Raw genomic sequence first — 15,322 nt, 5'->3', positions numbered from 1 at the left:
ATTATGAAGAAAGATGGTTTTTATCTGAGCAATTACAAAATCCTTTACAGTCCTGCAATCCTCATGACATCCCTGGCGATCATGACTTCCTCGTCTGTAGGAATGATGATGATCTTGACCGGCGAATACGGATGGTTGATGAACTTTTCCTCTCCCCGCACATTATTCATTGAAGGGTCGAAATAGACGCCCATGAATTCGAGGCCTTCGATGACCTTTTCGCGGACGATATTCGAATTTTCCCCGACACCGGCTGTAAAGATGATGGCATCGAGTCCGCCCATACGGGTGGCGTATGAACCCATGTACTTGTGGATCCTCTCACCGAAGACTTCAAGTGCCAGAATGGCTCTTTCATTGCCCTTCTGCGCTTCGCTTTCAATATCACGCAGGTCGCTGGAGAAACCGCTCACTCCGAGGAGGCCGGATTCCTTGTTGAGTACATTGAGTACTTCCACTGCAGATTTTCCGGTCTTCTCCATAATGTAGGGAATGAGCGCCGGATCGATGTTGCCGGAGCGCGTTCCCATTGTCACACCCGCAAGTGGTGTAAAGCCCATGGAAGTATCGACGGATTTCCCGCCTTTGACCGCAGCGATACTTGCTCCATTACCGAGATGGCAACTGATCATCCTGAGCTCTTCAAGGGGTCTTCCAAGGAGCTCACTGGCACGCTGCGTCACATATTTATGGCTCGTTCCGTGGAAGCCGTATTTTCTGATGCCGTAATCCTTATAGTAATGGTACGGCAGACTGTACAGATACGAGCTTTCTGGCATGGTCTGATGGAATGAAGTATCGAAGACTGCCACATGCGGAACATCAGGAAGCAGTTCCCTGAAGGCGTTGATGCCCATCAGGTTTGCCGGGTTGTGCAATGGTGCAAGCTCACTGAGTTCCTGGATATGACGTACGACTTCATCATCGATCAGAGCCGAATCATCGAAGGTCTCGCCCCCATGGACGACCCTGTGGCCGCTCGCTTCGATATCATTGATATCCTTGATGACCTTGTATTCCACAAGCTTCTTCAGCATAAGGTTCACAGCTTCTTCATGGTCTTTGAAATCCTGCTCCAGTTTATGCTTTTCCCCATCGATGGTGATGGAGAAGATGCCGTTTTCAAGCCCTATCCGTTCCACGAGTCCTTTTGCGATCTCTTTCTCTTCGGGCATTTCAAACAATTGGAATTTAAAAGATGAACTGCCTGCATTTATAGCAATAATCTTAGACATAACTTCCTCCCGATATTTTAATTCCTGGCATAGCTATCATACCACGATTCCGTCTGTTCCAAGAAGCGTTTCATCTGTGACGTATTCTTGAAATCCGGAACATCCCCGATGAGGACTTCGTTATTCTTGAGCGGCGAGAAGTTCTTCTTCATCACGATGATGGATTTCCGCTGATTCTCGGTCTTGAAGATGCTCTTCGGCAGGTTCAGGAACATGAGCAGTGTCGCGCTTTCCGACAGGTACTGCTTGATCGTCTCATTGTCCTTCTCGAGCATGTCCGATGGTACGACGAATACACCGAGGCCGTCATCCTTGACGTAGGTCATGGCGCTCTCCAGCATCAGAAGATGGGCGAAGCTCCTGCCTTTTTTGAACGCGGTGGTGAATCCCTCCACTTCCAGTGGATAATAGCCGACGGGCAGATCCCCGATGGCTGCATCAACCTGGTTTATACGTGCCGGCTCGATGATGTCCTGCGGGTAGATGTTCATCGGAACCTCCAGGAATTCGCACAGGTTGGCATTCAGCCGGGCCAATACAGGATCCACTTCAATCCCATTCAATTGCGCCTCCTCCACCTGTTCCTTCACCGTCATGGACAGATGTCCCGTACCGCTTCCTGCATCCAGGACCTCCACGGAGCTTCCATGGAAGAGCTGGACGAGATGGGCGACCATATAACCGATGGAATCGGGGGTGAGCTGGTGGTTGGGCTGGACCTGCTCCTTCTGTACCTGCTGGAGGTAGGCGAACTGGAATGCTTTCCTCCGTTCGTCAAATGAGCCCTCACCCTCTACATACAAAAGTGCTTCCCCGAGCGCTTCGAGTCTTGAGGCATCAGGGTTCTCCTCTATCAGCTGGTCTGTCTCCTGTACGAGTTTCTGATACGTTTTTTCCATATTTGTCTGTTCCATAAAATCTCCTCATTGCCATAAAATATGGACTGCCAATAAGCGGCAGTCCAGAATCTTTTTATTATTATATTACATTGCTTCCAATGCTTCAATCGCTTTGTCGTAATCCGGATGATCTGTGCCTTCCGGTACGTATTCGACATATACAACCTTGTTGTCCTCATCCAGGATGAACACGCTGCGTGCGAGCAGTCTCAACTCCTCCATCACGACGCCGTAGTTTTCACCGAAGGAAAGGTCCCTGTGGTCACTCAGTGTAACTGCATTTTCAAGTCCTTCATCGGCAGTCCATCTCTTCTGTGCAAACGGCAGGTCATTGGAGATTGTCAGCACCTCGACATTTTCGACTCCTGCTGCCCTTTCGTTGAAGGTCTTGGTCTGTGTACTGCAGACGCCTGTATCGATTGAAGGAATGACGCTGATGAGTTTCCTCTTACCCTCAAAATCGCTGAGGCTGACCTGCTCCAGGCTTGTATTGAGTGCTGTGAAGTCCGGTGCCTGGTCTCCAACTTTCAATTCTTCGCCCCTCAAAGTCATCGGGTTTCCTTTAAATGTTACGTTTGCCATGTTCAATCATCCTCCTGGTATAATTACTGTCCATCATATGATTCCCTTAAATAGCGGGATTTAATCATTTTCTTGTAGTTCTCGTAGCTGTTCTTGACCACATATGTGTCAGCAAAGAAATCATGCAGCCCTATCCTGTTCTCTGTGAAGATGATCATCAGGTATGGCAGATAGAAGAGCTGGTTGTTGATGAACCGTCCAACCAGTTCACGATAGACCACTTGGGCAAATGTCAATTTTCTGCCGTCCTGGGAGATGACGCTGATGCCGGTGATCATCTTGCCGAGCGTCTGCTGGAAGAAGTGCGTCATCAACACAAAATAGGAGAAGTATATGACTGCTGTCATGATGTTACCAATACTGAAGAATGGTATCCAGAAATATGCATCGCTGATTTCAAATACATTCAGCATCGGGTAGACGAGAATCTGTGACACTGACCATAATATGATGATGTCTATGATATAGCTGACGAGTCTCGTGAAGAAATGCGCAGTGGCCATATAGTCCAGCTTATCGAACAGTGTATCGTGTTCCGGTCCATATCTTTCATTGTGTTCCAAACAGACCCCTCCTTACTGTTCATACAGGTACATCGGTTGGACGCCCTGTCTGTTCTTGAGTAGTGACTCTATCTGTGCAATCTCCGTGTCTCCGAAAAGGCCGTTGATGAATGACTTCGCCTTATAGCTGAAGGAGATCTGGTTGTTTCCACCGCGTCCATATTCGATTACCTCAGGGTTGCCGCCGACATTCTCCTTGAGGCTTGCCAATGCGTCTTCAAGATAGCCCATCTGGTCGACGAGGCCATTCTCCATCGCGTCCTCTCCGAGATAGATCCTGCCGTCAGCAAGGTTCTCGACTTCCCCCTCACTCATGTCCCTGCCTTCGGCAACGACACTGACAAAGTCCTTATACATGCTGTCGACCATGCCCTGGACATACTGTTCCTCTTCCTGGGATGGATCCTTATGTCCGCCGAGCATTTCCTTCATATCGCCGCTTGCATATGTTTCGAATTCGATGCCGTAGTCTTCTGCAAGCTGGCTGTAGTTGATGCTCTGCATGATGACGCCGATCGATCCGGTAAGCGTCTCGTCGGAAGCATAGATCTCATCAGCCGGAGCGGATACGTAATAGCCGCCTGAAGCCGCCATGCCCGCCATCGAACTGTAGATGGTCTTGCCGGCTTCTTTGGCTTCCACCAGATACTTATGTATCTCGGCGCTTTCATATACGCCCCCGCCCGGAGAATCGACATTGAGGAGCACCCCTTTGATGCTGTCGTCATTGATGATCTCCTTCAAGGCTTCCACCGTCAATGTATGATCATACGCTTCGGTGCCGAACATGTTCGACGATCCTGAATCCATGATCGTCCCCTCTATGTTGAGGATGGCGATCCTGCTGTTTGCATCGCCCGCCTCCACCACAAAGGAAGGTGGGTATTCACTGCCTGCATAGTCCTCGAACACGTCTTCCCAATTGCTCGCCCACAGGGCATTGAAAATCGATGCCATGACACCGAAGACAAGCAGGGCCAATGCAATAACTACCGCTATTATCCTTTTCACATTAACATCCCTTTCTGATTATACTGTATACTGCTTTTATGATACCATATACTTATTCTTAACAGGAAACGGGAGTGAACTGAGTGATCAATTATAAGAGCGTCTACTTCTACGCCCCTCATGGGGAAGAAACTGAAGAAATCAGGAAAGAGCTTTCAGAGCTTTTCAACCGTCTTGGCATAAGTACCGTCGAATCCGATGCGGAAGCTGATATAATCGCCTCCCTCGGCGGGGACGGCGCCTTCCTGCAGGCAGTGAGGCGCAGCAATTTCAGGGATGATTGCGTCTACCTTGGCATCGCAATCGATAGCGCCAGATACTTCTACGTGGACTTCCACTATCAGGATATAAAGAGCCTTGAAGAGGCTTTTGAAAGGGATGACATCGATGTCAGGAACTATCCTGCCCTTGAAGTGAAGGTGAATGACAATAAGCCGAGCTATTGCCTGAACGAATTCACCCTCCGCTCGAGCATCGTCAGGACCATTAAGATGGATGTGTACATCAATGATTTCCTGTTCGAACAGTTCAACGGCGACGGCATCCTGGTCTCCACCCCGACAGGCTCCACCGGCTACAACAAGTCGATCGGGGGCGCAGTGGTCGACCCGCTGATCCATGCCATGCAGGTTACCGAACTGGCGAGCGTCAACAACAATACGCACCGGACTCTGGGCACAAGCTTCCTGCTGAACAAGGACCGGCCGCTGACACTGCTGATCGACAAGAATACCGACTACTATCCGGTCATGTCGCTGGACAATGAAGCCCTGAGCGTACGCAATACGGAAAAAGTGGAGCTGAGGATGAGTGATAAGCTCATCAAGACGCTGAAATTGAAGAACAACACGTTCTGGCACAAGACACAAAGAAACTTCCTCTGATGGATCAGAGGAAGTTTCTTTGTGTCTATCGGAAAAAATCATACAGGTTTGCGAGGATGAGTATGGACGTGACGATGATGAACAACGCCTTCACATAGCCGACGCCTTTGGAGATGGCCATGTGGGCGCCGGTGTATGAGCCAAGAATCATGCTTGCCCCCATGGCGAGTCCATACGTATAGTTCACTTCCCCCATGATGATGAACAGCAGCAGCGCACCGATGTTGCTGGCGAAATTCAACACTTTGGCATTCCCGGCAGACCTCAGGAAGTCAAAACCGCAAAAAAGCATCAGAAACATCAGGAACGATCCCGTGCCGCCGCCCATGAATCCATCATAGAAGCCGATGAGCATGACGAAGACCACCAGGAAGACGATCTTTTCCCGCGTGAACACCGCCTTCTTTTCGATACCGCCCCAATCCTTCTTCACCAGCGTATAGATGAGCACGAATATCAGCATGACCAGAACGAGCGGCTTCAGCACCTCGCCTGGCATCCGCACTGCCACGAGGGCTCCGCATACGGAAAGGATGAAGCTCAACGGGAAGAGCTTCATCACCATCCTGAAATCCACATGCCGCGCCCTCAGGAATTTCAATGAACTTGTCAGCGAACCGAAGGCGGAAGCAAGCTTATTCGTGCCGAGCGCTGTGGCGGGTGTCATGCCTGTAGCCAGCAGTGCAGGAATGGAAATCAGTCCGCCTCCGCCGACCACGGCATCAATGAATGCTGCCAGGAAACCAAGCGCAATGACCAGCAGCAAAGCGGAAAGTTCAATATCCGGCATCTTCTACAGCAATGAACTGAATGCATCTTTTTCTTCTGTATCGTTCACAGAATAGCATTCAATACCCTCGAGTGCCTTTTCGATCATCGGCGCGAAATCCACCTTGGATTCGAACTTCTCGACTTTCTCCACCTCAGGCCTTGTCTTCGGTGATTTTGGCTTGAAGATGGTGCAGCAGTCTTCATACGGGAGCACAGATGTTTCGTAGGTGCCATATCTGCGTGCCATTTCAACGATTTCATTCTTCTCCAGCGTCAACAGTGGACGAAGCACGGGAAAATTTGTGACCGCGTTGATCGCGTGCATGCTGGAGAGCGTCTGGGAAGCGACCTGTCCGAGGTTTTCGCCATTGACGATTGCCTTTGCATCAATGCGTTCTGCCAGCCGTTCTGCAATGATAAGCATGATCCGGCGCGTCGTCGTCATGGACATGTTGTCCGGAATCCAGTCATAAATCTTCGTCTGGAGTTCCGTGAAGGGCACGATATGGAGCTTTATTTCCGCCCCGGTCCGCTTCGACATGATGTCGACCAGCTGCTTGACCTTTTCGGTCGCCTGGGGACTCGTATAAGGAGGCGAATGGAAATGGATCGCTTCTATCTCAACACCCTTCTTCATCACTTCCAGCCCGGCAACCGGTGAATCGATGCCCCCTGAGAGCATCAGCAGCGCCCGGCCGCCCGTGCCGATCGGCAGACCACCGATGCACTGCCTCACTTCATGATACATATAGATACCATCAAGTCTCACCTCGACCATGATCTGATGATCGGGATGCTTCACATCCACTTTCAGGTCCAGCACATTTTCCAGCACGTATCCACCGAGCATATACTGGATGTCGAAAGTCTTCAGATGATAGCTTTTATCTGCCCGCTTCACTTCAATCTTGAAGGAGTCCCCCTTATTGAAGCCTTCCGCAAAATGAACGGCCGTCTCCTTCATCGTTTCTTCGGACTTCTCGAGCTTCGCTACAGGTGAGACACTCAGTATCCCGTTCACATTCTCCAAGGCATCCATCACTTTATGAGGGTCCTCCCTGTTCAACCTGATGTAGGCCCGGTCCCAGTGTGCAATGAGTTCAATGTTGAAGCCCGTCAGTGCACGTTTCATATTTTGCCGCAGTGCGTTGATGAACATCTTCCTATTTCTTGTCTTCAGCGTAATTTCACCGTACCTCACCAGAATATGGTCATAAATCATTTCAAAACATCTCCTATTTCAGTATGCACCGCATGCAGTGCGGTGATCAGTCTTTCCACTTCCGCCTCTTCAGTCTGGCTGCTGAAGGAGATTCTTATACTGCCCTCTATCACAGGTTGAGAACTCCCCATCGCCAGCAGGGTCTCATTCAACTTTTTCAGCTTTGATGCACATGCACTGGTCGTCGAGACGAATATATCATGAGTGCCGAGCGCATTGACTACCACTTCACCTTTGGCACCAGTGAATGAGATGTTCATGATGTGTGGCACGCCACCGGGCTGCACCTGTACCGCATGCAGCCCCGACACCGCCTCCCTCACCTTCTTGTTATAGGCATATACCCGCTTCTCCGCCGCTTCCAGCGTTTCATCGCTGATCCTCAGCGCCCGCGCCATCGAGACGGCGCCGGGCAGATTGACGGTACCGCTCCTGATGTTCCTTTCATGACCGCCCCCATAGGCAATGGCAGACAGCGTCTCCGCTTCGCGAGCAATGAGCGCCCCGATGCCTTTTACTCCATGGAATTTATGGGCACTTATGCTGAGGGAGTCCACCCCGCTGTAATCCATCCTGATTTTGCCGACAGCCTGTGTGGCATCGACATGGAAGTGCACCTTCGGGTATGCCTTCAGCATCCTGCCCATCTCTGCAATCGGCTGGATGGTGCCGACGATATTGTTGACCGCCATCACAGTGACGAAGATGACATCATCATCGAGCAGCTCCCGAAGATGCGCCATATCGACTGTGCCGTCAGGCATGGTGCGGATATACTGGACGATGAAACCCTCGTCTTTCATCGCTTCCATCACATTGATGACACTTGGATGTTCAAGTTCACTGATGAGCACCTTCCTGCCGAAGGTTTTTTTATGGCGGAGCACACTCTGGATGGCGATATTATTGCTTTCCGTCGCACCTGAAGTGAATATGCAGTCATATCCTCCGAGACCCATCAGGTCGAGGATCTGCCGCCTTGAGGCTTCCAACAGCTTTGATGCTTCCCGCCCTGCCTGGTGAATGCTTGACGTATTGGCATAATACGTCTTATTGACGTTCATATATGTCTCCAGCACGTTGTCGTATGCACGTGTTGTTGCTGCGTTATCCATGTATATCAAATTATATCACTCCTCACACAAAAGGGACTTGGGATCTGTCATCCCAAGTCTCCTATTCTAGCGCTTATCAAATTCTTTCTCAATACGCTCTGCTGCTCCCGGTTCCACTTTGTCCAGGGCCGCCCGGACAATCTCAAGGGCACGCTTATAGCGGTTTTCCCTGAAGAGGCGTTCCGCTTCATTCAACTTATGGTTGAAATCCGGGTCGTCCCTCCTGTAGCGGTTGCCATACTGGATCATCACTTCAGTGAGCCGTGCCGCCTGAAGTATCTCGTATGCTTCCTGCTCATATTTGTTCATCAGGATCACCGTACGGTTCACCTTATCCTTGATGTATTGCACATTCAGGGGACGCCGCTTGAAGTACTTGTTGATCTCTTTGACATCTATATCGAGTTCGTTCTTCATGACCAGGAACTTTTCCGGAACACTCGACAAGTTCGAACCAAGAAGCTCCCTGTAGATTTCTTCTTTGCGGTCCTGTATCAGGAGGGCATTCTCACGGGCTTCCGCCTCATCTTCACGCAGATTGATCAGATATTGCTGGATCTGCTGCTGTTCTTCATTGATGGAGCCGATGTTATCCTTGATGTACTCCAGGTTATCCAGCACTTCGCTGTACCGGGCCATCGATTTGGATGTTTCGGAGATGATCTCATCATAGATCTCGATCATGCCCTCGATCTCATGTTCGTACTTCTGCACCTGATGGATATCCGTTTCATTGATATGGAACTGCTCTTTCACATAGTCGATTTCAGTTCGCAGCGTGTAGTTCATGTCCTTCGCATGGAAAAGGTCATCCGTAATGATGTCCTTTTCATGGTCGACTTTCGTCTTCGCCATGACTTCATGCTCAACAAGTTCAAGCATGTCATCCAGCTGGGTATTGATGTCCTCCAGGATGTCCCTGGCCTCATCAAGTTCAAGACGGGTGATCAGCGGTTCAACCAGGTTGAGCTTCCCTTTGAGTGTGGACAGCTTACCCTCCACCTTGATATGTTCGAGGTCATACCCATCCGCCTTCAAGTCACGGCATCCGAAGCGCACTTCCTGGAACTGCTGGGGCAGATCCTTCTGGACCTCCTTGATCAGGAGCGGTATTTCATCCATATTCTCCTTGAGTATGGAGAGCTCCTCATGGACTTCGTCTATCTCCTTGTTGGCAGTGACGTAGTTGCCCTGGTTCGCCTGCTTTTCATAGTTTTTCAGTTCAGGTTCATAAGTTTCGATGAGCTTTTCCAGGTGTGGCTGTGCATCACCGAACTGATGACCATTTGCAAGTACATCGCGTTTCGACTCACGATACAGCCGCTCCGCCTCACTGTACTTCCGCTCGCCCTCTTCGTTCGCATCGATCAGCTGATGGATTTCACCGGAAAGCGCCTTGTACTTCTCCTCGACACTCTCCAGTTTCGCATTTGCACTTTCAGTCTTGGCGCGACTGTCATTGAAACGAAATTTTTCAACATCTTCAGTAGCCTGATCCAGGTCATTTTGGGCCTCTACCAGAGATTGTTTAAGTACGTTCTGCCAGTCCGACTGCCAAGTCTTGTACAGTGACTGTGCCTCGCCGTGGAGGTTGTAGTCCTTGACTTTGACGAGCTCATCCTGAAACGGCAGATTCCGTATCCCCTCGAGTTTTACATATTGCGTCTTTATATCATCTTTTCTGATGTTGCGCATATATAACAGCGTGCCGATCGCGATCACGACAGCCAGTATGACAATGATTAAAACATAGACCCACATACAGCTACCTCCTAAGTATATAATTAGATTATAGCTTAAAAAATTGAAAGAAAAAACATATAAATGTATAATTCATTAATATTTATATAGACAGGGTGATCAAATGTTTACAGAAACCAGAATTAAGGACTACACACAACTGAACCAGATGCTCAAGGGCCTGATCGAAGACGAGACGGACCGCATCGCCAATCTGTCCAATGCTTCAAGCCTGCTCAACGTATTCCTCGAAGATATCAACTGGGTCGGCTTCTACCTCTATGATGAAGCGGCCGACGAACTCGTGCTCGGCCCGTTCCAGGGACTGCCCGCCTGTGTAAGGATACAGAACGGCAAGGGCGTATGCGGCCTCGCCTTCAGGGGCAATGACATCTTCATCGTCGATGACGTCACAGAATTCCCCGGCCACATCGCCTGCGATGCAAACAGCCGGTCCGAAATCGTCGTGCCGATATATAAGGATGGGACACCAATCGGCGTACTCGACATCGACTCCCCCACTTTCGACCGCTTCACGGAAGAGGACCGCAGGGGCCTCAGCGAATTCGTGGAAGTACTGAAACAGTATATCTAGAGAGTACGCCATTGACAAGCAACAGCTGTTTGTGTATAATCAGTAATTGTGTAAATGAACGGATTAAGTAGCGGATGACCATTACGTGTCAGCATGCGGTTCCCTCGCGGGGTGTGCTGCGTAACTGATGCTATAAGGCGAAGGCACTTAAAATCGCATGCCCATGTAAGTGGTTATCACCCTTATGATGTCTTTTGCATAGACAAAACAATAAGGAGGAGTCAAAATGGCTCGTTTTACAGGTTCAACTTGGAAAAAGTCCCGCCGTCTCGGAATTTCACTGAGTGGCACAGGCAAAGAACTCGAACGTCGTCCGTACGCCCCTGGTGACCACGGACCAACACAAAGGAAGAAACTTTCCGAATACGGAATGCAGCTTCAGGAGAAGCAGAAGCTCCGTTTCATGTATGGAATCACTGAGCGCCAGTTCCGTACAATCTTCGACCGTTCTGCAAAAATGAAAGGTGTTCATGGTGAAAACTTCATGATCCTTCTCGCTTCCCGTCTGGATGCAGTCGTATACCAGCTCGGACTTGCAAGAACACGCCGTCAGGCACGTCAGCTCGTCAACCACGGTCACGTGACTGTAGATGGCAAACGTGTGGATATCCCATCCTACACGCTCAAAGCTGGCCAGACTATCGGCCTGCGTGAGAAATCCCGCAACCTCGACATCGTCAAAGAAGCGATCGAGTACAACAACTTCGTGCCTGAATACCTTACATTCGACGAAGAAAAAATGGAAGGTACTTTCGTACGTCAGCCAGAGCGTTCCGAGCTCGCTGCTGAAATCAACGAACAGCTTATCGTCGAGTACTACTCCAGATAATAGGTTGAAACAGTATCTTAAAGCTCCAGATCCTCACATGAGGGTTTGGGGCTTTTTTCGTTTTGAATAGTTTCCTTGACCACATTAATATTGAAGGGAAGATAACATTCTTCTTTACAAAACCATTCAGTGGGAGTAAGATGACTGACGAATAAGGAAACCAATATGAGGACTGGAGGAGAAGGCATGGATAAATCTTTTGCTGTGTTCGGCCTGGGGCGGTTCGGCGGCACGCTCGTCAAGGCGTTCCATGAGAGCGGTATAGAAGTCATCGCTGTGGATAAGGATGAAGATAAGATCAAGGCGTACTCCGATCTGGCTACGTACGCAGTACGCATCTCCCAGATAGATGAGACGACTTTGAACGATATGGGGGTCAGAAATGTCAATCACGCCTTCGTTTCATTCGGTGACGACCTTCAGGCGAGCATATTGACTTCCCTTCTGCTGAAGGACATGGGTGTCCCCAAAGTATGGACGAAGTCGCAGAATGCCCATCATACGAAAGTCCTGGAAAAGATCGGTGTGGACCGGGTCATCCAGCCTTCCCATGATGTCGCCAAGCGTATTGCGAAGCACATCGTCTCCGACAAGATGATCGATTTCATAGAACTGTCGGACAGATACAGTATCGTCGAGATCGAGGCGACGCCCAAGATTGACGGCCTCACCCTGCAAAAGTTGAACCTGCGTGTGAGATATGGCTGTACAATCGTCGGGATCCAGAGGGGCACGGAATTCAACATCTCGCCCCCTGTAGATGAAGTCATACATGAAGGCGATACTTTGATCATCATCGGACGTAATGATGATATAGACCGTTTCGAGAAAGAAGGCATGTAGCCTTTTTGGAATCAGGCCGCTTATGCGGCTTTTTTTAATGCAGTCCTTTCCCCTCCCTTCAATAGATGCCTCAATATTCAGTTTCCATGCTTTTTATCAGAATATGAGGGTATTATAATAAAAAAATGTTTAGGGGGGTTCTGGATGGATGGCAGGAGGGATCAGTTTGACGATAAGGAGATAAACTGGGAAGATGACGCCAACGTCTATGAAAATGACGATGAGGAGACGATAAGGAGGAAGAAACGGGCAAAGAGGCAGTCTGGTGAGGAAGGAAGATACGAGGCGAATAAACGGACCGGCATCAATGGATGTCTGCTTCTGACGGTCGCCATCATTGCTCTGATCGTTTTCCTCGGATCTTGTACCGGTCTTTTCTTCGGTGACGAGCAGGACGAAGAGATCACTGAAGATCAGGCGCCCGGATCGAAAGATGAGGAAGTCGAGGACAATTCTTCCCGCATGACACCAGACCGAGAAATTGAAAGACTATTTGAAATCCACACAGCAAAAGCCACCTTCACAGGTGGCTTTCATCATGCAGGTATGAATATACTGGCTATCCCTTATTATTGAGTGTCTGGAGTGTGTCGATCGCAACTTGGCTCATCGCCTCGATGCCGTAAGGAATCGCTTCTTCGTTGAATCTGAAGGAAGGATTGTGAAGCGGCTTCTGCCCTTCTCCGACAGAGCTCCCCAGCCAATAGTAGACGCCCGGATATTTCTGCAGGAATCTGCTGAAATCCTCTCCGCCGAGGCTCGGGGTCAATGCAGGCAGTGCTTCCTCTCCATACATTTCTTCTACAGTCGTATGGACCTGTTCCGCCCATTCGGCATCGTTGACGGTGGCGGGATATCCGTCGAGATAGGTGATTTCAACTTTGGCATCCATTGCCTCAGCGACGTTTTCCACGACTTCAAAGAACCGCCGCTTCACCTTCTGTTTCATTTCATCACTCTGTGTCCGGATCGTCCCTTCCAGTTCTGCCGTTTCAGCAATGACATTATACTGGAACCCGGCATTGAACTTTCCTACAGTCACCACTGCGGGGTCGAATGGATTGGCATTCCGGCTGACGATGGTCTGCAGGCTTGTCACAATCTGGTTGGCGGCGACAATCGCATCGATGGTGTCATGCGGCATGGACGCATGGCCGCCCGATCCGGTCACTTTGATCTTGAAGCGGTCCGAGTTGCCCATGATCGGCCCGGCCATCACCCCGAACTGCCCTACAGGCAGCTGCGGCCACACATGCTGGGCAATCAACACTTCCGGTACGTATTCATCGAAGACACCATCCTCCATCATCTGCTTCGACCCGCCCGTAGGCGACTGTTCTTCTGCCGGCTGGAAAATGAGCAAAATCTTGCCCTCTATTTCATCCCGGCGCTGGAGCAGATATTTCGCGGTCCCGAAGAGCATCGCAGTATGGGCATCATGGCCGCATGCATGCATCACCCCGTCATTTTCAGAGGAAAAATCCTCACCTGAATTCTCCATGATCGGCAGGGCATCGATGTCGGCCCTGAGCCCGATGGTCGGTCCTGATTTCCCCCCTTCAATGATGCCGAGGATTCCCGTTCCTGCGAACCCCGTCTCATAAGGGACACCGATTTCATCCAGCTTCTCCTGTATACGCTGTGAAGTCTCCTGCTCCTCTCCACTCAGTTCGGGATTCCTGTGCAGCAGCCTCCTGAATTCAACAACTTCTTCCACTATGCGGGAATCGAGTGTCATCCTAAAAACACCTTTCACTTTTTATTTGCAAGAAGATACCTTTAAATCTTACCACAACGGGAAGACATGATTTTGCATTTCAAGTCCTATTTACGTTTGCCTTGGGCAAAGAATCCGGTATTCTTGTTCCATTCTGCAAAGTATACATCATCCACATCATATTCAGTATCCTTTTTGAGCTTTTCACGGAGCCACTCCTCATCGAATCCAGCCCGTTCGAGTGCCTCGTATTCTATCTTCCCGGCGTCGACGAACAGGTAGTTGATCTCATTCTCGTCATACTCGTCATCATCCTTCAGTTCTTTTCTGACCGCAGGTTCTTCACTTGCGTATTGTATGACAGACAGCATGCCGCTGTTCTCAAGTACCGCATACTTTACACTCTTCAATGAAAAGATCCGCTGCATCCGCAAGAGTTCCCGCACTTCATCGACATCCATATTATTCCTGTCCATCACTTCAACATCGATGATGCCATCATTGATCAATAGTTCAGGCCTTCCTTTCAGCACCCTTCTGAAACGCTCATTCTTCAAGGCGAACTTTTCAATTACATATATTAGCAGTGCCCAATAGGCGAGAGCGAAGAGCATCTCATAGAAGGGCATCGTCGTTTCATACAGGGCCTCTTCGACGATGCTTCCGAGAATCAACGCATAGACGAAATCAAGGGGTGTAATCTGAGCCATTTCCTTCTTGCCGAGCAGCCTGAGCACTATGATGACACCGATCAGGCCTGTTGTAAGTTTGACCACATAAGTGAGCATATCTTCCATGTATTTCACCTTCTTCTGTAAATTATATAAAATTAAGTGTGTAGTAAGAAAACCCCGGTGCTGTTTTATCAGCCATACGGGGTAAATACGGCAACCTTTAAAATGCGGTACTCATCAGACTTTAGTGTTTGCTTTTTCATGAGCCACGGGGCCGCTTTTCAGCATATATATGTGGAACAGATACTCTCCTACGGCAATCACAACCGCAGAAATAAGAGCTGCCACAACAACTGTGGCGCCTGATATATCAGTCATCAATAGGCCTAGAAGCCATACTACAATGAAGGTAAGGACGAGATCGGAAATTGTAGCGACCATGTTGCCTGCTGCCGGCAGTATGCCAAGGTCGCCTGCAAAGTAGGATATGACTCCAAGAACAATCATCACAACCGGAATCATTGGCCAGAAGTCCATGCCGTATCCGGCGCCAAGTACAACCCATAAGACAGCAAGCGTCATAACAGCTTTAATCAGTAACGCTTTAACATGTTCCATCTGCTTCTCCCCTTCCATATATAT

At 49.5% G+C, this 15,322-nt stretch carries 17 protein-coding genes; 5 read left to right on the top strand and 12 right to left on the bottom strand.

Annotated elements, in window-relative coordinates; genetic code table 11:
* Positions 1-44: 44 nt before the first annotated feature.
* From LLU09_RS00875 to sppA, 5 genes are all read right to left on the bottom strand, one after another.
* Complete coding sequence (locus LLU09_RS00875; RefSeq protein ID WP_228310077.1) at positions 45-1,235, bottom strand: acetate kinase; 1,191 nt, start codon at positions 1,233-1,235, stop codon at positions 45-47.
* Between the two features lie 17 nt (positions 1,236-1,252).
* Positions 1,253-2,149, bottom strand: coding sequence for a class I SAM-dependent methyltransferase (locus LLU09_RS00870; RefSeq protein ID WP_094905415.1), 897 nt, complete (start codon positions 2,147-2,149; stop codon positions 1,253-1,255).
* 69 nt (positions 2,150-2,218) lie between these two features.
* A complete protein-coding gene (gene tpx / locus LLU09_RS00865) occupies positions 2,219-2,716 on the bottom strand; it encodes a thiol peroxidase (RefSeq protein ID WP_094905414.1) in 498 nt (165 codons plus the stop codon).
* Positions 2,717-2,739: 23 nt separating this feature from the next.
* On the bottom strand, positions 2,740-3,279 hold the full coding sequence (locus LLU09_RS00860; protein ID WP_228310076.1) for an RDD family protein: 540 nt from the start codon (positions 3,277-3,279) through the stop codon (positions 2,740-2,742).
* 12 nt (positions 3,280-3,291) lie between these two features.
* Positions 3,292-4,290, bottom strand: a complete 999-nt coding sequence (gene sppA, locus LLU09_RS00855) for a signal peptide peptidase SppA (protein ID WP_228310075.1) — start codon at positions 4,288-4,290, stop codon at positions 3,292-3,294.
* Positions 4,291-4,373: 83 nt separating this feature from the next.
* Here sppA and LLU09_RS00850 point away from each other — a divergent pair, with 83 nt between their 5' ends.
* Positions 4,374-5,174: an NAD kinase gene (locus LLU09_RS00850; protein ID WP_228310074.1), complete on the top strand. Its 801-nt coding sequence runs from the start codon at positions 4,374-4,376 to the stop codon at positions 5,172-5,174.
* A 25-nt stretch (positions 5,175-5,199) separates the two neighbouring features.
* Here LLU09_RS00850 and LLU09_RS00845 read toward each other — a convergent pair whose 3' ends face one another.
* From LLU09_RS00845 to LLU09_RS00830, 4 genes are all read right to left on the bottom strand, one after another.
* Entirely contained in the window at positions 5,200-5,964 is a 765-nt protein-coding gene (locus LLU09_RS00845) for a TSUP family transporter (RefSeq protein WP_228310073.1), read from the bottom strand.
* A 3-nt stretch (positions 5,965-5,967) separates the two neighbouring features.
* The gene (gene thiI / locus LLU09_RS00840) at positions 5,968-7,167 is read right to left on the bottom strand and encodes a tRNA uracil 4-sulfurtransferase ThiI (protein WP_228310072.1); all 1,200 of its coding nucleotides are present in this window, start codon (positions 7,165-7,167) and stop codon (positions 5,968-5,970) included.
* The gene (locus LLU09_RS00835) at positions 7,164-8,282 is read right to left on the bottom strand and encodes a cysteine desulfurase family protein (RefSeq protein WP_228311098.1); all 1,119 of its coding nucleotides are present in this window, start codon (positions 8,280-8,282) and stop codon (positions 7,164-7,166) included. The genes thiI and LLU09_RS00835 overlap by 4 nt, the downstream gene beginning before the upstream one ends.
* A gap of 66 nt (positions 8,283-8,348) precedes the next feature.
* Entirely contained in the window at positions 8,349-10,043 is a 1,695-nt protein-coding gene (locus LLU09_RS00830; RefSeq protein WP_040106722.1) for a septation ring formation regulator EzrA, read from the bottom strand.
* 103 nt (positions 10,044-10,146) lie between these two features.
* On the opposite strand from LLU09_RS00830, the gene LLU09_RS00825 reads away from it, so the two are divergent.
* From LLU09_RS00825 to LLU09_RS00810, 4 genes are all read left to right on the top strand, one after another.
* Positions 10,147-10,617, top strand: coding sequence for a GAF domain-containing protein (locus LLU09_RS00825; protein WP_040106721.1), 471 nt, complete (start codon positions 10,147-10,149; stop codon positions 10,615-10,617).
* A gap of 226 nt (positions 10,618-10,843) precedes the next feature.
* Positions 10,844-11,446, top strand: coding sequence for a 30S ribosomal protein S4 (gene rpsD / locus LLU09_RS00820; RefSeq protein ID WP_228310071.1), 603 nt, complete (start codon positions 10,844-10,846; stop codon positions 11,444-11,446).
* A gap of 186 nt (positions 11,447-11,632) precedes the next feature.
* Positions 11,633-12,289 (top strand): potassium channel family protein, encoded by a 657-nt coding sequence (locus LLU09_RS00815; protein ID WP_040106673.1) that lies wholly within the window; start codon positions 11,633-11,635, stop codon positions 12,287-12,289.
* A 144-nt stretch (positions 12,290-12,433) separates the two neighbouring features.
* The gene (locus tag LLU09_RS00810; RefSeq protein ID WP_228310070.1) at positions 12,434-12,865 is read left to right on the top strand and encodes a hypothetical protein; all 432 of its coding nucleotides are present in this window, start codon (positions 12,434-12,436) and stop codon (positions 12,863-12,865) included.
* Here LLU09_RS00810 and LLU09_RS00805 read toward each other — a convergent pair.
* The 3 genes from LLU09_RS00805 to LLU09_RS00795 all read right to left on the bottom strand — a co-directional run bounded on the left by LLU09_RS00805 (position 12,849) and on the right by LLU09_RS00795 (position 15,298).
* A complete protein-coding gene (locus tag LLU09_RS00805) occupies positions 12,849-14,027 on the bottom strand; it encodes a M20 metallopeptidase family protein (RefSeq protein WP_228310069.1) in 1,179 nt (392 codons plus the stop codon). The two genes, LLU09_RS00810 and LLU09_RS00805, sit on opposite strands and share 17 nt — an antisense overlap.
* Positions 14,028-14,113: 86 nt before the next feature.
* Complete coding sequence (locus LLU09_RS00800; RefSeq protein WP_228310068.1) at positions 14,114-14,803, bottom strand: DUF421 domain-containing protein; 690 nt, start codon at positions 14,801-14,803, stop codon at positions 14,114-14,116.
* Between the two features lie 114 nt (positions 14,804-14,917).
* Entirely contained in the window at positions 14,918-15,298 is a 381-nt protein-coding gene (locus LLU09_RS00795) for a DUF2512 family protein (protein ID WP_228310067.1), read from the bottom strand.
* Positions 15,299-15,322: the final 24 nt, after the last annotated feature.

This window comes from Salinicoccus sp. RF5, from assembly GCF_020786625.1.
In the GTDB taxonomy this organism is placed as follows: Bacteria; Bacillota; Bacilli; order Staphylococcales; family Salinicoccaceae; genus Salinicoccus.
The sequence above is the reverse complement of the archived record's forward strand: the minus strand, read 5'-3'. Positions and strand labels throughout refer to the sequence as shown.

Bases quoted from the DNA above. Each gene is read 5' to 3' on its own strand.
- LLU09_RS00875 (WP_228310077.1), bottom strand. From the start codon at position 1,235: ATGTCTAAGATTATTGCTATAAATGCAGGCAGTTCATCTTTTAAATTC.
- LLU09_RS00870 (WP_094905415.1), bottom strand. From the start codon at position 2,149: ATGGAACAGACAAATATGGAAAAAACGTATCAGAAACTCGTACAGGAG.
- tpx (WP_094905414.1), bottom strand. From the start codon at position 2,716: ATGGCAAACGTAACATTTAAAGGAAACCCGATGACTTTGAGGGGCGAA.
- LLU09_RS00845 (WP_228310073.1), bottom strand. From the start codon at position 5,964: ATGCCGGATATTGAACTTTCCGCTTTGCTGCTGGTCATTGCGCTTGGT.
- thiI (WP_228310072.1), bottom strand. From the start codon at position 7,167: ATGATTTATGACCATATTCTGGTGAGGTACGGTGAAATTACGCTGAAG.
- LLU09_RS00835 (WP_228311098.1), bottom strand. From the start codon at position 8,282: ATGGATAACGCAGCAACAACACGTGCATACGACAACGTGCTGGAGACA.
- LLU09_RS00830 (WP_040106722.1), bottom strand. From the start codon at position 10,043: ATGTGGGTCTATGTTTTAATCATTGTCATACTGGCTGTCGTGATCGCG.
- LLU09_RS00825 (WP_040106721.1), top strand. From the start codon at position 10,147: ATGTTTACAGAAACCAGAATTAAGGACTACACACAACTGAACCAGATG.
- rpsD (WP_228310071.1), top strand. From the start codon at position 10,844: ATGGCTCGTTTTACAGGTTCAACTTGGAAAAAGTCCCGCCGTCTCGGA.
- LLU09_RS00815 (WP_040106673.1), top strand. From the start codon at position 11,633: ATGGATAAATCTTTTGCTGTGTTCGGCCTGGGGCGGTTCGGCGGCACG.
- LLU09_RS00810 (WP_228310070.1), top strand. From the start codon at position 12,434: ATGGATGGCAGGAGGGATCAGTTTGACGATAAGGAGATAAACTGGGAA.
- LLU09_RS00805 (WP_228310069.1), bottom strand. From the start codon at position 14,027: ATGACACTCGATTCCCGCATAGTGGAAGAAGTTGTTGAATTCAGGAGG.
- LLU09_RS00800 (WP_228310068.1), bottom strand. From the start codon at position 14,803: ATGGAAGATATGCTCACTTATGTGGTCAAACTTACAACAGGCCTGATC.
- LLU09_RS00795 (WP_228310067.1), bottom strand. From the start codon at position 15,298: ATGGAACATGTTAAAGCGTTACTGATTAAAGCTGTTATGACGCTTGCT.